Raw genomic sequence first — 15,777 nt, 5'->3', positions numbered from 1 at the left:
CAGTCGAGGAGGCCTGTATGGCATGGGATTTCAGCACTGAACCGGAGTTCCAGGAAAAGCTCGACTGGGTCAAGCAGTTCTGTGAGGACAAGGTCGAGCCGCTGGACCACGTCTTCCCGTACGCGGTGCGTTCACCCGATCCGGTGGTGAAATCGTATGTCCGCGAGCTGCAACAGGAGGTCAAGGGCCAGGGCCTGTGGGCCATCTTCCTGGACCGGGAGCTAGGTGGTCCCGGCTTCGGACAGCTCAAGCTCGGCTTGCTCAACGAGATCATCGGACGCTACGCGGGGGCACCGCACATGTTCGGAGCATCGGCTCCGGACACCGGGAACATGGAGATGCTCGCCGCCTACGGCACCGACGAACAAAAAGAACGCTGGCTGGGGCCTCTTCTCAACCAAGACCTGTTCTCGGCGTATTCGATGACCGAACCGCAGGGCGGTAGCGACCCCAGCCTCTTCAAGACGCACGCCGTGCGTAACGGTGGTGAGTGGGTGATCAACGGTGAGAAATGGTTCACCTCGGCGGGCCGGGTCGCCGACATTTTGTTCGTGATGTGTACCAACGGCATGTTCGTGGTGCCGCGTACCACGCCGGGGGTGGAGATCATGCCCGAGCCGCGAAACCACAACCACATCGTCTACCGCGACGTTCGGGTGCCGCTCGACCACCTGCTCGGCCCGGAGGACGGGGCAAAGGTGTTGGCGCAGCGGCGCCTTGGCGGTGGACGGATTCACCACGCCATGCGCACGATCGCTCAGTGCAACCTGGCGTTCGACATGATGTGCGAGCGGGCATTGAGCCGGCAATCCCACGGCAAGATCATCTCTGAACATCAGATGGTGCAGGAGAAGATCGCCGAGTCCTACGCGACGATCAAGATGTTGCGGCTGTTCGTCCTCGAGACGGCGTGGAAGATCGACAACACCTCGACTCAGGAAGCGCGCACTGAGATCGCAGCGGTCAAGTTCACCATGGCGAAGGTGCTTCGCGAGGTGTCGTTCAACGCCTTGCACATTCTCGGATCGCTTGGCACCACCGATCTCACGCCCATTCAGGCGATGTACGCCGGCGCCCCGACCATGGGCATCGCCGACGGCGTCGACGAGGTCCACAAAGCCACGGTGGCGCGCCGGGTGCTGCGGGACTACGAGCCGCACGAGGGAAATTTCCCGACCGAGTTCATCCCGTACAAGCGCGAAGCGGCCCGACAGAAGATGCAGCCCGTGCTGGCCGCCAGACCGGATCTGGCCGCTTCCGCCGAGGCTTACCAGAAGTATTTCGAACGCCACCGTTGAGCCGTCAGACCCGGATAGCCGCAAGCGTATCGGAGCGATCGGGCCGGCTCAGATACCACCGGCCGCGACGGGCAGAAGCCCATCGCGGCCAGTGGTTCGGGCGTAACTAGAACCAGACTTTTCGCCCGCCGACCGGACGGCCGACGGCGCCGAGAATCCACAGGATGATGCCGATCACCAGTAGGATTCCGCCGATCGTGTACAAGATGGAGATTCCGGCAAAATAGCCGATCAACAGAAGGATGATGCCGAGCACGATCATGGTCAATCCATTCGACGAAGGAACCTTGCGGGTCTGTCGGACCTAATAATTGCCAGTTCCGTCGATTTTCAAACGTGCGGGCACGTCGGCCGTCACGCGGGGGGAGGTCCCCGGGCGGAGGAGGCGGCGCCTCTGGCGGGGGGATGTAGACCGGCGGAGGCACATATCCCGTACTGGTGTTGATCGTGATGATCGAGCCGGGAATGGTCCTGCCGCTCGGGGTTGTCCCGACCACCGAACCCTTCGACGCGTTGCTGTTGACGGCGGTGGGTTTGTCCTCAACCCGGAAACCGGAGTCCAGCAGGCGTTTACGCGCGTCTTCGACTTTCAGACCGGTCACGCTCGGCACCTGACCACCGGGACCCCCGTCGACGTAGCGCGGGTCGGTCGGAGGCAGGGCGACGGAGCCGAAGTCGTCGGCGATGGGACTCATTGCGGCATACCAGGTCAGCGCCGGCTCCGTGCCGCCGAACAGGGTGCCGTCGCCGCATTTGCGCAGCGGGTACGAGCACAGTCCCGACGGTGACGAGGAGTCGTCGAAGACGTAGTTCGCGGCGGCGTACCGGTTGGTGAAGCCGAGAAATCCCGATGACCGGTGGGCCTCGGTGGTGCCCGTCTTGCCCGACATCGGCAGCTTCCAACCGACCGAACTCGCAGCGCCGGCGGCGGTTCCGCTCTGGGCATCCTTGCTCAGAGCGTTGGCCAACGTGTTGGCGAGGCCTTCGGGCACCGCCTGATCGCACGGAACGGTCTCCACGCCCACTTCATGCCCGTTGCGATCGAACATCTTGTCGATCGGGCTGGGTGGGCACCAGGTGCCGCCTGAGGCCAGGGTGGCTCCGACATTCGCCAACTCCAGCGCGTTGAGCTCGAACGGGCCAAGCGTGAAGGATCCGATGTTCTGCCGCTTCACGTAATCGGCGATGCTCTCGTCGGAATCGGGGTTGTAGTCGCGGGCGCTGCCGGGGTCGGCGTAGGACCTCAGGCCGAGGCGGACGGCCATGTCCACCGCGCGCGGTACCCCGATCTGTGAGATGAGTTTGGCGAAAGCGGTATTGGGTGATTGTGACAGGGCGTCGGTGACACTCAGCGGGCTGCGGAAACCGTGCACGTTGCGCACACACCAGGTTTCCTTCGGACACCCAGGGGTGTCGCTGCTGCCCAGCCCCTTGCCCAGAAACGTTCCGGGGACATCGAGCGGGGAGTTGATGCCCATGCCCATCTCCAGTGCGGCGGCCGTGGTGAAGATTTTGAAGATCGACCCGGCGCCGTCACCGACGAGCAAGAAGGGCTGCGGCTGCACGGTCTGGTTGGCATCGAGATCGAGTCCGTAGGTGCGGCTGTCGCCCATCGCGATCAATCGATGAGTGTTCTTGCCGGGCGTGATCACGCTCATCACGCTCGCCACACCGGCGGCGTTGGGGTCTGCGTACTTCTCGATCGCCGACTGGACGCTGTCCTGCACGTTGGGGTCCAGCGTGGTGCGGATCAGGTACCCGTTGCGCGCGACGTCCTCCATGGTGAGCCCGGCGCGTGCCAGGTATTGCAGGACGTACTCGCAGAAGAAAGCGCGATTCCCGGCGGCGATGCAGCCCTGCGGAAGCGGATCGGCCTGGGGGAGTATCCCCAGCGGTGCCGCCTTGGCGGCGCGCAACTCCTCGGCACGGTCCGGCAGATAGTCGATCAACGTGTCGAGCACGAGGTTGCGCCGAGCCAGGGCACCGTCGGGGTTGGTGTAGGGGTCCAGCGCGCTGGTGGACCGCACCACGCCGGCCAACAACGCGGCTTGCGACCAGTTGAGATCGGCGGCGTCGACGCCGAAGTAGGTGCGTGCCGCGGCCTGGACTCCGAAGGACCCGTTGCCGAACGACACCAGGTTCAGGTACCGGGCGAGGATCTCGCTTTTCGGGAGGGTCTTGTCCATCGCCAGCGCGATCCGGATCTCGCGTAGCTTGCGTGCGGGGCTGACCTCGACCGCGGCCAGGCGCTCGGCGTTGGTGTTCGCCTTGACCAGAAGGTTGTAGTTCTTGACGTACTGCTGCTCGATGGTGGACCCACCGCGGACCGCGTCGATACCCCGCAGATAACCGAAGAGTCCGTTCAGAGTTCCCTGGACATCCACACCGTTGTGTTCGACGAAGCGCTTGTCTTCGACCGAGACGATTGCCAGCTTCATGGTGTCGGCGATCCGATCTGGGGGGACTACCCATCGACGCTGCTCGTACAGCCAGGCGATCGGTTTGCCCGAGATGTCGACCATGGTGGTGACGATCGGTGCGTCACCTTTGAGCACCTCCGCGGAATCTTGTGCCACCGTGTCGGATAGCCGCGCCGTCATGATGCCGATGCCGCCGACGACGGGGAACATCAACACCGCCGCGAGTAATCCGGCCAGCACACAGTGCATGGCCAACTTGGCAACCGTAGACCGCGACCGCGGTGGCGGGCCCGACATGCCCTCAAGCGTAAAGGGGTTAGCGGTCGGCGATAGATAGATCGCACGCAACACGTTGGCTACGTTGTGATTTCAGAAGCCCGTAATGTCGAATCTGATGAGTTGCCTGCGGGTGACGGCTGCTGCCCGCGCTGCTTTGGCGAGCGGGTGCGCAACTGGCCAGGCGAAGCGTCGCTAACGATCGCCGCGACTGCAGTTGGGATTCGCCGGCTTGGCGGGCCAGCTGCACACGTCGATGTAGGTGGTGTTGGCATACCCACCGCCGTCGAATACGCCGTAGGCGTCACCGTGAGTGCCGGTATAGGTGGCCCCGCCGCCTCCGCCACCGCTGGAGGAGATGATCGTGGTAAGGGCCCAGCCCTTGTCCTGCAGCGCGTTCTTGTACGCGGTCATCACGGCATCCGGCGCCCCGTTGACCTGGTAGTGCAGGTGGATTCCGCCGTCGGCGATGTCGTCGGGTCCGTTGGTCTGCTGCACGTCGGCCGGTGTCGGCAACAGTGACGTCAGCGATCCAGCGCCCGCAGCCGCGGTCGTCGTGACATTAGTGTCCGGCGGCGCAGTCGTGGTGGTCGTGGCTTCGGCCTTCTCGGTCACCGGGCTGCACGCCGTGGCGGCCAGGCCGATCGCCATCGCTCCGATGAGGCAGGTGGTGATGTGCTTGGTCATGGGCATCCCCGTTCGTCTCGCCGCACGGTACCAATGCGGGCAAAGGCGTTTGGACAATATTGACGTCAGAAATGGCCAGGTAGTTCCGATTGCAACAACGCGTCGTACCCGTTGTCGCAGCCGTCGACGCCGATAGGCCGGCTATCTGTTTGATTGCCGTTACCCGGGTGTCGACTGTCGGGCAAACATCGGTTCACCTGTGGCTTCAACCATGTGTGGGCTTGGTGGAGATGACGACGATACGGAGACTCGGATGAGGCGCAAGCGGTTCGCGGTGGCGGTGGCGGTGGCGTGTACGGCGAGCTTGGCCGCCGCGTGCGGCGGCGGCGCTGACCGCACGGCTGGCAACTCCTCCTTTCCGCTACTCGATCCCACCGCCAAGGGCGCCCTGTCCGAGCACGGCGGCGCGACCCGCGCCGGTGACGACCGCAGCACGCTGATCGCCGACTCCATCAAGAACACCGGCGCCAAGAACGTCATCTTGTTGATCGGCGACGGGATGGGTGACTCCGAGATCACGGTTGCCCGCAACTATGCCCATGGAGCGGGCGGTGCCTTCCCGGGTCTCGACGCCTTCCCGCTGACCGGCCAGTACACCCACTACTCCCTGAACAAGGACGGCAAGCCCACCTACGTGACCGATTCGGCCGCCAGTGGATCGGCCTGGGCCACCGGCACCAAGACCTACAACGGTGCCGTCTCGGTCGACATCCACGGCAAGGATCAGAAGACGCTGCTGCAGCTCGCCAAGGACGCGGGCAAGGCGACGGGTGACATCTCCACCTCCGAGATCCAGGACGCCACGCCGGCAGTGCAACTCGCGCACGTCACCGGGCGCAAGTGCTACGGGCCGGATGAGACGACCGCGAAATGCACGACCAATGCTCTGGAGAAGGGCGGCAACGGGTCGATCACCGAACAGCTGCTCACCACGCGCGCCGACCTCGTGATGGGCGGCGGCGCCGAAACCTTCCAGCAGGTCGCCAAAGCCGGTGACTACGAAGGAAAGACGCTCGAGGTCCAGGCCAAGGAGCGTGGCTTCACCATCGTGCGCAACGCCGACGAACTCGGGAAGGCCGACAAGGCGGACCAGGATGCTCCGTTGCTCGGTCTGTTCGCCGAGGGCAACATGCCGACCCGTTGGACCGGCCCGGTCGCGAGCAAGGGCGGCTACCTGGAGCCGGCCGTCGAGTGCAAGGACAACGCGGACCGTGGCGCATCGGTGCCGACGCTGGCTGCCATGACCGGGAAGTCCATCGACTTGCTGAAGGGCAATGAGAACGGATTCTTCCTGCAAATCGAGGGAGCCTCGATCGACAAGCAGGACCATGCCGCCAACCCCTGCGGGCAGATCGGCGAGACCGTCGACCTCGACGAGGCCGCCAAGGTGGCTCTCGACTTCGCCAAGGAGAACAAGGACACCCTGGTCATCGTCACCGCCGATCATGCCCACAGCAGCCAGATCGTCGAGACCATCAACCTTGACGACGTCCGCGATGCCGCGGCCGAGGCCAAGCTGCCGTTCGAGGTCACCCGCGACGCCATCTACCCGGGTCTGACCCGCGTGCTCCACAGCAAGGACGGACAGGACCTGACCATCTCCTACGGCACGTCGGACAACCTCGACGCCATGGACCAGGGCCACACCGGATCCCAGTTGCGCATCGCGGCCTACGGTCCGAGTGCGGCCAACGTCGTCGGGCTGACGGATCAGACCGACCTGTTCTTCACGATGACCCGCGCCTTGGGATTGAACGACAACTGACCTCGCGGAGCGCGGCACCTTCTCACAGCAGGTTGCGGGCAAAGGTAAAGCCACGCCATAGCGTGCGATTTGTGATGGTGCCGTGGCCTGAATGTGACCATTGCGGACCAGTGTTGCCCGAGTGACACAAGTGCACTGATGCACGCCACGTCAGATCGGGGAGAACACCATGACAGCGCACACCACCTTCGGCCGATTGTTCGGGTATACGGCGCTGAGCATCGCCGGCGCGCTGGCGGCAGTGACGGTGAGCAGCGGTCTGGCGGCCGCCACGCCCCGGGCACCGCTGCCGTCCGATGATCAGGCACCCGCGGTGCCGTTCGACCCCGGCGCGTTGGTCAATGCCATCGACGACTACGCGTCCCTGTTGTCGATACTGACCGGTGGCGGCGGTACTTCGCCGAGCTTCGGCGGGCCGGGCGCCGCTGTTCGACAACCGGTCGGCACCGTTGAACAACCCACCGGCGCCTACCCGATGCTGCCCGGGGTGTAAGGAGCCGTCATGTACATCAGCCGAACCGTTGACGCGCGACCCGCACGGATCGCCCTCTCGCTGATCCGGTGCCCCATCAAGAGCCGGCGGTATCCCGCCAAGCAGGAACGCTTGCTCACCCCGCAGGAAGCGGCGCTGCTGGTCAACGGCAGATAGCGCACCATTGCCGCCAAAACATTAAACGTGTAATTTTCTAGTTCGTGGCATCACTCGAAGGCAAAGTCGCCGTCGTCACCGGAACCAGCCGCGGTGTGGGCGTGGGCATCGCGCATGAACTGCTTCGCGCCGGGGCAACCGTCGTCGGGTGCTCGCGATCGGCGCTGCCGCAGATTCCGGGAATCGAGGACGGTTGGCGGGATCGCGCTGCCCAATTGGTCTGTGACCAAGGTGATTACCGCGCGATCGATGCATTCGTGCAGCAGGTGGCCGACACCTACGGCCGCATCGACATTCTGATCAACAACGCCGGTGGCACCGTTCCTGCCCCGCACGCCGAAGACATTCCAGCCCTGGTGTCGCGGATCCAGGGTGCGCCGTCCTCCGGCGACGACTTCGAGCGCACCGCGCTGTTCCACGCGTTCGCCGTCCAGATGAACCTGATCAGTCCACTGTGGTTCGCGGTCCGCGTGTTTCGTGAGATGAAGACCCAGGACGGCACCGGGTGCATCATCAATGTCTCCAGCGGGGCGGGGCACCCGGCCGGTTCCCCGACCTTGGTGTCCTACGGTGCGGCCAAATCTGGCCTCAACCAACTGACCCGCTCGCTGGCCGAGGAGTGGGGCCCCAAGGCGCGGGTCAACTGTGTCGCGCTCGGGCCGACGATCACCGAGAACTTCCGGTCCTTCGTCCTGCCCAAGGACGATCCGACGGGCTCGAAGTACTTCGGCGCCGTCCCCATGAAGCGGGGCGGAGAGCCGGCCGAGGTCGGCCGCACGTGCGTGTTTCTCGCCTCCGGAGCAGCCGATTTCATCAACGGAACCACCATTGAGATCGACGGTGGCATGCTGCCCGGCGTCCTCTACGAGGCGGGCCTCAAGACCATCACCGACCTGCTCTGAGGAGATCCCTTGTCCCGTCGTGTCATCCAGTTCTCCACCGGCAACGTGGGCCGGCACGCACTACGCAGCCTCATCGAGCGCCCCGACCTCGAGCTCGTCGGGGTGCATGCGTCCAGCCCCGGCAAGATCGGGCGCGACGCGGCAGAATTGTGCGGCATCGACGGAGCGACCGGGGTGATTGCCACGGACGACATCGATCAACTGGTCGGCCTGAACGCCGACTGCGTCGTCTACACATCGCAAGCCGAAACCCGCCCAACCGAGGCACTGTCCGACATCACCCGCTTTCTGCGGGCCGGTACCAACGTCGTCGGTACCTCCTTCGTGTGGATGGTCGCACCCGATCAGGCCGAGGAGTGGTTGAGCGGACCACTGCGGCACGCCTGTGCCGCCGGGAATTCCACGCTGTACATCAACGGGATCGACCCGGGTTTCTCCGGGGACACGCTGGTCTACGCCGCGCTGAGCCTGGCAGCGCGCGCCACCGCGATCACGGTGCAGGAGGTCTTTGACTACGGGTCCTATGACGACGCCGAATTCACCGGTGCCAGTTTCGGTTTCGGCACGCCCGCCGATCACCGGCCGGTGATGTCCCTGCCCGGTGTGCTGGCCTCGATGTGGGGTGCGCAAGTTCGCAGCCTGGCTGACGACCTGGGAGTGACACTCGACGAGGTGCGTGAGCGTTGGGAGCCCTGGGTCACCGCCGTACCCATCGAGTGCACCATGATGAACGTCGACCCCGGGCAGGTGGCGGCGGTCCGGTTTGGTGTCGAGGGGATACGCGACGGCGCGGCGGTCATCACGATGGAACATGTCAACAGATTGACCGAGGTGGCCGCCCCGGAATGGCCGTACCCGCCAGACGGCCACCCCGGTGTGCACCGCGTTGTCGTCGAGGGGAGCCCCGGCGTCGAGATCAACACCCACGTCGGTGGGTCAGGCGTCGACCACAACGAGGGCGGCGTGATCGCCACGGCCGCGCGCGCCATCAACGCGATCGACGTGGCGTGCTCCGCGCCCAGCGGCATCCTGGCCGCCCATGACCTGCGCCCGCTGGATCACCTCCGCGGGGTGATGTGGTGATATCGCGACCATGACCGCACGTCGTCGGCCTGCCACCGGAAGCCAGGCTCGTGCCGAACGCACCCGTGAGGCAGTCATCGCCGAAACGGTGCGCTGCATCCTGGACGAAGGGTTCACCCCGCCCAGTGTCCGGCACATCACCGGCCGGGCCGGGGTGACATGGGGTGTCGTTCAGTACCACTTCGGCGACCTCGATGGACTGCTGATGGCCGTGGTGGACAACGGATTCGGTGATTTGGCCGAAACGCTGGCCGACCTACCCGCCTTCGACGAGGACATGACGACCCGGGCCCGCACCGCGGTAATCGTCGATATCGTCTGGCGGGCGTTCTCCAGCCCGGTGTCGATGGCGGCCCTGGAGATCCTGATCTCGACGCGGGGGATGCGGGACAGTTCGGCCAACACCCACCTGGCCGAGCTGATGGAGCACCTGAACCGGCTGGGCTCCTACCTGGCCGAAGGGCTGTCCGCGCCGCAGGGCGCCGGGATCGGAAACCTGATCTGGGCGACACTGCGCGGTCTGGTCGTGGCCCAGATGGTCTGGCCGACACCGATCGATTCGTCGAGAGAGCTGGAGACCCTGGCCGACGTCCTCGCGGCCTACATCGAGGCCGAACGGCGGACTTGACCCCTCAGGCGGCCAGCCCCGCGTTCTCGGCGACCCGCTCGGCGTCGTAGGTGTTGATGGCGACGCTGTCCAGGATCGCGTGCAGTTGGTCAGCCTGTGCCCGCGGGGTGAGATCGGTGGAGCGGTAGATGCGCCCGGCGTGCCGCGCCTGCCGGCGCACATGGCCGGTGCGGTCCATCCGTAGGTCCTCGTACCGCCGCAGACGCGCGCTGATCTCGCCGGGCTTCGCGCCACGCAGGAGCACGGCCAACGTCATTGCGTCTTCGATGGCTTGATTGGCTCCTTGTCCGAGGTGCGGAGTGACCGCATGGGCACTGTCGCCCAGCAGGGTGATCCGTTCGGTGGCCCACCGATCCAACGGTTCGCGGTCGTAGATTCCCCACCGGAAGGTGGAATCCATCGCGTCGATGATCGCCGGCACCCGGGGATCCCAGCCGTGATATGCAGTGGCGAGCTCGGCGACTTCACCAGGGGCAGTCCAGGATTCGGCGATGGTGAGATTGGTGGGGACGAACGCCACGATGTTGAGGAGTTCGCCGGCGGATACCGGGTAGGCCAGGAAGCTCTGGCGGGGGCCCAGCCACATGGAGCTGGCAGTCATATCTGCGACGCCGCGCAGCCGGTCGGCGGGAATGAGCCCGCGGTAGGCCATGATTCCCTCGCTCACGGGTGCGGCCGCGGGCGTGACTTTGCCCTGAAGGCGGGAGTGGATACCGTCGGCGCCGACGAGCAGGTCCGCGTCGACCGTTGTGCCGTCCGAGAATTCGACACGGACCCCGTCGCGATGCTCGGTGGCCCCGACGCAGGAGCGACCCAACCGCAGGGCCCCCGCGGGCAGTGCGTCGGCAAGCGCCCTCTGGAACTCGCCGCGGTGCAGGCACCAGGTGCTCGCGGGGTCCCCGAAGCCGAGAGTCGAGGGCTCGCCTGCGATCGGTTCGGCCTGCCAGGTACGGAACTGGTAGTGCGTGACCGGCCCGGCGATCGCTGCCAACGCGTCGCCCACCCCGAGGCGGGTGAGGATGCGCGACCCGTTCGTCGCGATGGAGACGCCCGCGCCGAGCGCCTTGAGTTCGTGCGCCTGCTCGTACACGGTCGCATCGATTCCGTTGGCGCGCATGGCGATCGCAGCGGTCAGACCGCCGATGCCGGCGCCCACAATGGCAACTCGGAGCCCAGTCATGAGTTTCTCCTCAATCACTAAAATGTACCGACCGGTACGCTATTGACTATAAATGTACCGATCGGTACAGTCAAGGGGTGCCCCGAACCGCAGACCCCGCCAAACGTGAAGAGTTGCTGAAGGGCGTTGTGGGCTACCTCGAACAACACGGCATCGGCGAGATGTCGCTGGCGCCGATGGCGCTGGCCCTGGGCACCAGCAAGCGCATGTTGCTGTACTACTTCGGTGATCGTGCCCAGTTACTGGTTCAGGCGCTGGACGCGAGCCGCCCGCAGCTGGGGGAGATGTTCAGCGGTGTCACCAACCCGGGCGAGTTCGTCGATTCCGCACAGAAGTTGTGGCGGGCGCTGACCCGCGGCGGTGACCGTCGCAATGTGCGGTTGCTGCTTCAGGTCCTCAGCCTGGCGATCACCGACCCCGAGACCTATGGCGAGGCCGCCCGGACGGCCGTCGAGGTCATGATCGCCCCCATCTCCGAGGCGTTGTCAGCGATCGGTTACGGCCCCGATGACGCGCGTGCGCGCGCGACACTGGTGGTCTCCGGTTTGCGTGGCCTGTGCCAGGACGGGTTGGTGACCACCGACCGGGCGCGGGTCGACGCGGCCGCGGACCTGTTGATCACCGCGGCTGTCACCGAACCCGTCAGCTGAGGATCTACCGGAAGACGTGATGCGGGTAGGCGTCCTGACGGTGCTGAAATTTCAGGATGTCGGGGTTCCGTACGGTGCCTTCGCGGATCTCGATGGCCCGCGAGATCGTGTTGTCCGCATCCCACGCTGCCGGGCCGTCGAGCACAGTCTCGATGTGCGGCATCAGCGCCTCGCTGATCTCCCATGTCGCGGAGTTCCATAGGTAGGACGGGCTGTGGTCCACGGCGTAGTAGTAGACGTCGTTGGCCACCATGCAGACCGGGTCGGTGAACGAGCTCGGGCGCGCCCAGCTGAAGCCCATGCCGGCATCGCAGGAGACGTCGACGAGCAAGCTGCCTGGGCTGAACATGGGCAGATCGTCTTCGGTGACGAAGATGAGCGGAGCGTTGGGATCTTGCAAGACACAGTTGACGACGATGTCGTTCTCGGCAAGGAAACGAGCCACCGGCACCACGCCGTCCGCTGGGGTGTCGGCCCACGTCCGCTCAGGAGTTTCCTTGTCGCGTCCCATCTGCACGATCTGCGTCGAGTGGATGGGTGATCCGACGGCCGCCACCTCACGGTTCGTCAGGACATGGACATCATCGACGCCGTGGGCATTGAGAGCGGTGACCGCGCCGCGGGCCGTGGCACCGAATCCGATGACGGCGGCGCGGAGCCGACGACCGTAGCTGCCGGTGATTCCGGCCAGTTGCATCGCGTGCAGCACGGAGCAGTAACCCGCGAGCTCGTTGTTCTTGTGGAAGACGTGCAGACCGAATCCACCGTCGGCCTGCCAGTGGTTCATCGCCTCGAAGGCGATCAGCGTCAGCCGCCGGTCGATCGCGATCTGCGTGAGGGCGGCATCCTGCACACAGTGCGGCCACCCCCAGACGACTTGTCCCACCCTCAGCTCCGCCAGATCCTCCGCCTGCACCTTGGGCAGCAGGATGATGTCGCAGTCCGCGATGATCTCCTCGCGGGTCCTGATGCCGCCGACCAACTCGGCCAGTACGTCATCGGTGGCGCCGAACTCCTCGCCATAGCCGCGCTCAAGGAAGATCCGTTGCCGCATCGGTGGATCGATCCGGCTGAAATGAGCCGGGTGAATGGGCAGCCTGCGCTCGTTGGGCTTCCGGGAGTGCGCCAGCACGCCTAACGAAAGCTGTTTTGCCTCAGTACTTCTGGTCATGCGTGACACCTCGATGGAGTGAGCCTGAGCCACCTTGGTGTGGTCCCGATGTCGTAGACACTACGCGGCGCGGAGGGCCGCCAGAACCATCAGCGGCCGGTGCGCTCCATCGCTCGCGCCACCACACCGCGCGCCGGGCGCTGACGCACCAGTTGCGGCCACCAGAACCAGCGGCCCATCAGGGCCGCGATCGACGGTGTCATGAACGACCGGATCACCAGGGTGTCGAACAGCAGGCCGAGCCCGATCGTCGAGCCCACCTGGGCGACCACGATCATCTCGCTGACGACCATCGACATCATGGTGAACGCGAACACCAGTCCCGCCGCGGTCACCACCGATCCGCTGCCGCCCATGGCCCGGATGATGCCGGTGTTGATACCCGCGGGCAATTCCTCTTTGAGTCGCGCCACCAGCAGCAGGTTGTAATCCGCGCCGACGGCCAACAGCACGATCACCGCCATCGCCATCACCATGAAGTGCAGTTCGATACCCAACAGGTGCTGCCACACCAGAACCGACAATCCGAACGAGGTTCCCAGCGACACCAGTACGGTACCGACGATCACCGCGGCGGCTACCAGGCTGCGCGTGATGATCAGCATGATGATGAAGATCAGGCACATCGCCGAGATCCCGGCGATGATCAGGTCGTAGTTGTTGCCCTCCTGCATGTCCTTGAAGGCCGACGCGGTACCGCCCATGTAGATCTTGGAACCCTCGAACGGCGTGTTCTTCATGGCCTCCTTGGCGGCCAGCTTGATCCCGTCGATGAGTCCGATGCCTTCGGGCGTCAGCGGGTCACCCTCGTGAGAGATGATGAAGCGCACCGCTTTTCCGTCGGGGGAGATGAAGCTCTTCATACCGCGTTTGAAGTCGGCGTTGTTGAAGATCTCCGGCGGCAGATAGAAAGTGTCGTCGTTCTTGGAGTCGTTGAACGCCGTGCCCATGGCGGTCTGGTTGTCCTGCATCGCTGCCATTTGATCCTGCAGACCCTTCTGGGTCTGGTACATGGTCAGCATCATCGTCTTCATCGTCCGCATCGTCTCGATCTGCGGCTGCATCATCGTGGCCATCTGCGGCATCAGGGCGTCGAGCCGGTGCATGTCCGGCATCAGTTCCTGGATGCTGTCGGTCAGGGCGTCGACACCGTCGAGGCCGTCGAACACCGAGCGCATCGACCAGCAGACCGGGATGTCGTAGCAGTGCGGTTCCCAGTACAGGTAATTGCGCAGCGGGCGCAGGAAGTCGTCGAAATCGGAGATGTGGTCCCGGAGTTCCTTGACGTCGACGACCATCGTGTCCATCTTGCCGACCATGTTGTGCGTGATGGAGCTCATCTCCACCATCAGCGTGATCATCTGATCCATCGTGTTGATGGTCTTCTGCATCTCGTCGGCCTGCAGCAACATGTCGTCGGCGCGGTCGGTGAGGTACTTGCGGTTCATGGTCTGCATGACCCCACCCATGCTCATCTGAGCGGGAATGGTGCTGAACTCCAGCGGTTCACCCTGCGGGCGGGTGATGGCCTGCACGCTCCCGACCCCGGGCACCTCGAAGATCTTCTTGGCGATCCTGTCGATCACCAGGAAGTCCGCGGAATTGCGGACGTCGTGATCGGTTTCGATGAGCAACAGCTCGGGGTTCATCTTCGCCGCCGAGAAGTGCCGGTCGGCCGCGGCGTAACCCTCCTGCGCAGGCAGATCGGTCGGCAGATAGTTGCGGTCGTTGTAATTGGTCCGGTAGCCCGGCAGGGTCAGCAGACCGACCAAGGACAGCAGGATGGTGCCCAGCAGCACCGGACCCGGCCAGCGGACCACGAAGGCTCCCAGCCGACGCCAGAAACGGATGCGCATGGCACGTTTGGGCTCGAGCACCTTGCCGAACCGGCTGGCCACCGTGATGACCGCGGGTCCCAGCGTCAACGCCGCCAGCACCGTGACGGTCATACCGACGGCCATCGGGATACCGAGGGTCTGGAAATAGGGCAACCGGGTGAAATGCAGACACAATGTCGCCCCGGCGATTGTCATACCGGAGCCGAGCACCACGTGGGCGGTGCCATGGAACATCGTGTAATAGGCCTGTTCGCGGTCCTCGCCCACACTGCGGGCTTCCTGATATCGGCCTATCAAGAAGATTGCGTAGTCGGTGGCCGCGGCGATCGCGAGCGTGACCAGAAGCTGTGTCGCGAAGGTCGAGAGGCCGATCAGGTTGTGATAGCCCAGGAATGCGACGAACCCGCGGGCCACCGACAGCTCGATCACGACCATCGCCAGCACCAGGAGCACCGTGATGATCGACCGGTACACCAGCAGCAGCATCGTGATGATGACGAGGAACGTGACGCCTTCGATGATCTTGACGCTGCGGTCGCCGGAGATCTGCTGATCGGCCGCCAGGGCGGTGGGTCCGGTGACGTACACCTTGAGGCCCGGCGGCGGCGACAGCTCCGCGATCAGCTTCTGGACGGCTTCCACCGATTCATTGGCCAGCAACTCGCCCATGTTGCCGGCGAGATACACCTGCACGTAAGCGGCTTTGCCGTCATTGCTCTGGGCGCCGGCCTCGGTCAGCGGGTCGCCCCAGAAATCCTGGACATGCTCGACGTGCTTCTTGTCGGCCTCGAGCCGGTCGACCATGTCGTTGTAGAACCGGTGGGCATCAGCGTCGAGCTTGGCCCCGTCCCCTTGGGCCTCCAGCACGATCATCGCCGAGCTGTCGGAGTGGAACTCGTCGAACACCTTGCCGACGCGCTTCATCGCGATCACCGACGGTGCCTCGTCGGGGCTCATCGACACCGAGCGCATCTGGCCGACCACCTCGAGCGGGGGAACGGTCACGCTCAGAAACGCGAGGAGGGCGATCCAGCCGACAATCACCGGAATGGCGAGTCGACGGATCCATCGAGCAACCCCGGTGTGGGGGGCTCTGGAATCGGCCATCAGGAACCCTTGGTGGTCGGTGGGGTGAGCACGATGCAGCGGTCGGGCATTGTGCGAAGGCTTACCTTACTACGTGGTGTCGTTCCCACCCGTCTTACCAGACGGAGGTATGGCGATAGGCCG

The 15,777-nt window shown here is 64.8% G+C and carries 12 protein-coding genes and 1 pseudogene; 8 read left to right on the top strand and 5 right to left on the bottom strand.

From position 1 onward, the window contains the following. The first annotated feature begins 17 nt into the window (after positions 1-17). Positions 18-1,298: an acyl-CoA dehydrogenase family protein gene (locus tag HBE63_RS14275; protein ID WP_166905318.1), complete on the top strand. Its 1,281-nt coding sequence runs from the start codon at positions 18-20 to the stop codon at positions 1,296-1,298. Positions 1,299-1,657: 359 nt separating this feature from the next. Here HBE63_RS14275 and HBE63_RS14270 read toward each other — a convergent pair. Both HBE63_RS14270 and HBE63_RS14265 read right to left on the bottom strand, forming a co-directional pair. After that, positions 1,658-4,015: pseudogene (locus tag HBE63_RS14270) on the bottom strand (penicillin-binding protein); the annotation flags it as partial. 174 nt (positions 4,016-4,189) lie between these two features. Beyond that, a complete protein-coding gene (locus HBE63_RS14265) occupies positions 4,190-4,681 on the bottom strand; it encodes a hypothetical protein (protein ID WP_166905317.1) in 492 nt (163 codons plus the stop codon). A 253-nt stretch (positions 4,682-4,934) separates the two neighbouring features. Here HBE63_RS14265 and phoA point away from each other — a divergent pair, with 253 nt between their 5' ends. The 6 genes from phoA to HBE63_RS14235 all read left to right on the top strand — a co-directional run bounded on the left by phoA (position 4,935) and on the right by HBE63_RS14235 (position 9,708). Further along, the gene (phoA, locus tag HBE63_RS14260) at positions 4,935-6,446 is read left to right on the top strand and encodes an alkaline phosphatase (protein ID WP_166905316.1); all 1,512 of its coding nucleotides are present in this window, start codon (positions 4,935-4,937) and stop codon (positions 6,444-6,446) included. Between the two features lie 169 nt (positions 6,447-6,615). Then, a complete protein-coding gene (locus tag HBE63_RS14255) occupies positions 6,616-6,939 on the top strand; it encodes a hypothetical protein (RefSeq protein WP_166905315.1) in 324 nt (107 codons plus the stop codon). A 9-nt stretch (positions 6,940-6,948) separates the two neighbouring features. Beyond that, a complete protein-coding gene (locus HBE63_RS14250; protein WP_166905314.1) occupies positions 6,949-7,095 on the top strand; it encodes a hypothetical protein in 147 nt (48 codons plus the stop codon). Positions 7,096-7,139: 44 nt separating this feature from the next. Beyond that, positions 7,140-7,997 carry an SDR family NAD(P)-dependent oxidoreductase gene (locus HBE63_RS14245; protein ID WP_166905313.1) on the top strand — a complete coding sequence of 286 codons (858 nt, stop codon included), beginning with the start codon at positions 7,140-7,142 and terminating at the stop codon, positions 7,995-7,997. A gap of 9 nt (positions 7,998-8,006) precedes the next feature. Beyond that, complete coding sequence (locus HBE63_RS14240; RefSeq protein WP_243858654.1) at positions 8,007-9,080, top strand: dihydrodipicolinate reductase; 1,074 nt, start codon at positions 8,007-8,009, stop codon at positions 9,078-9,080. Between the two features lie 10 nt (positions 9,081-9,090). After that, on the top strand, positions 9,091-9,708 hold the full coding sequence (locus HBE63_RS14235) for a TetR/AcrR family transcriptional regulator (RefSeq protein WP_208301369.1): 618 nt from the start codon (positions 9,091-9,093) through the stop codon (positions 9,706-9,708). A 4-nt stretch (positions 9,709-9,712) separates the two neighbouring features. On the opposite strand, the gene HBE63_RS14230 is transcribed toward HBE63_RS14235, so the two are convergent. Next, complete coding sequence (locus tag HBE63_RS14230) at positions 9,713-10,888, bottom strand: FAD-dependent monooxygenase (RefSeq protein WP_166905312.1); 1,176 nt, start codon at positions 10,886-10,888, stop codon at positions 9,713-9,715. 77 nt (positions 10,889-10,965) lie between these two features. Here HBE63_RS14230 and HBE63_RS14225 point away from each other — a divergent pair, with 77 nt between their 5' ends. After that, positions 10,966-11,538 carry a TetR/AcrR family transcriptional regulator gene (locus HBE63_RS14225; RefSeq protein ID WP_166905311.1) on the top strand — a complete coding sequence of 191 codons (573 nt, stop codon included), beginning with the start codon at positions 10,966-10,968 and terminating at the stop codon, positions 11,536-11,538. A 4-nt stretch (positions 11,539-11,542) separates the two neighbouring features. Here HBE63_RS14225 and HBE63_RS14220 read toward each other — a convergent pair whose 3' ends face one another. Both HBE63_RS14220 and HBE63_RS14215 read right to left on the bottom strand, forming a co-directional pair. Continuing rightward, complete coding sequence (locus HBE63_RS14220) at positions 11,543-12,709, bottom strand: N(5)-(carboxyethyl)ornithine synthase (RefSeq protein WP_166905310.1); 1,167 nt, start codon at positions 12,707-12,709, stop codon at positions 11,543-11,545. A gap of 89 nt (positions 12,710-12,798) precedes the next feature. Continuing rightward, positions 12,799-15,654, bottom strand: coding sequence for an RND family transporter (locus HBE63_RS14215; protein ID WP_166905309.1), 2,856 nt, complete (start codon positions 15,652-15,654; stop codon positions 12,799-12,801). Positions 15,655-15,777: the final 123 nt, after the last annotated feature.

Origin of the sequence: Mycobacterium sp. DL440, assembly GCF_011745145.1 — a bacterium.
GTDB lineage: Bacteria > Actinomycetota > Actinomycetes > Mycobacteriales > Mycobacteriaceae > Mycobacterium.
The sequence above is the reverse complement of the archived record's forward strand: the minus strand, read 5'-3'. Positions and strand labels throughout refer to the sequence as shown.

What these genes read in the sequence shown, in the direction of transcription:
- HBE63_RS14255 (WP_166905315.1), top strand. Translation starts at nt 6,616, where the DNA reads ATGACAGCGCACACCACCTTCGGCCGATTGTTCGGGTATACGGCGCTG.
- HBE63_RS14275 (WP_166905318.1), top strand. Translation starts at nt 18, where the DNA reads ATGGCATGGGATTTCAGCACTGAACCGGAGTTCCAGGAAAAGCTCGAC.
- phoA (WP_166905316.1), top strand. Translation starts at nt 4,935, where the DNA reads ATGAGGCGCAAGCGGTTCGCGGTGGCGGTGGCGGTGGCGTGTACGGCG.
- HBE63_RS14220 (WP_166905310.1), bottom strand. Translation starts at nt 12,709, where the DNA reads ATGACCAGAAGTACTGAGGCAAAACAGCTTTCGTTAGGCGTGCTGGCG.
- HBE63_RS14235 (WP_208301369.1), top strand. Translation starts at nt 9,091, where the DNA reads ATGACCGCACGTCGTCGGCCTGCCACCGGAAGCCAGGCTCGTGCCGAA.
- HBE63_RS14265 (WP_166905317.1), bottom strand. Translation starts at nt 4,681, where the DNA reads ATGACCAAGCACATCACCACCTGCCTCATCGGAGCGATGGCGATCGGC.
- HBE63_RS14250 (WP_166905314.1), top strand. Translation starts at nt 6,949, where the DNA reads ATGTACATCAGCCGAACCGTTGACGCGCGACCCGCACGGATCGCCCTC.
- HBE63_RS14230 (WP_166905312.1), bottom strand. Translation starts at nt 10,888, where the DNA reads ATGACTGGGCTCCGAGTTGCCATTGTGGGCGCCGGCATCGGCGGTCTG.
- HBE63_RS14215 (WP_166905309.1), bottom strand. Translation starts at nt 15,654, where the DNA reads ATGGCCGATTCCAGAGCCCCCCACACCGGGGTTGCTCGATGGATCCGT.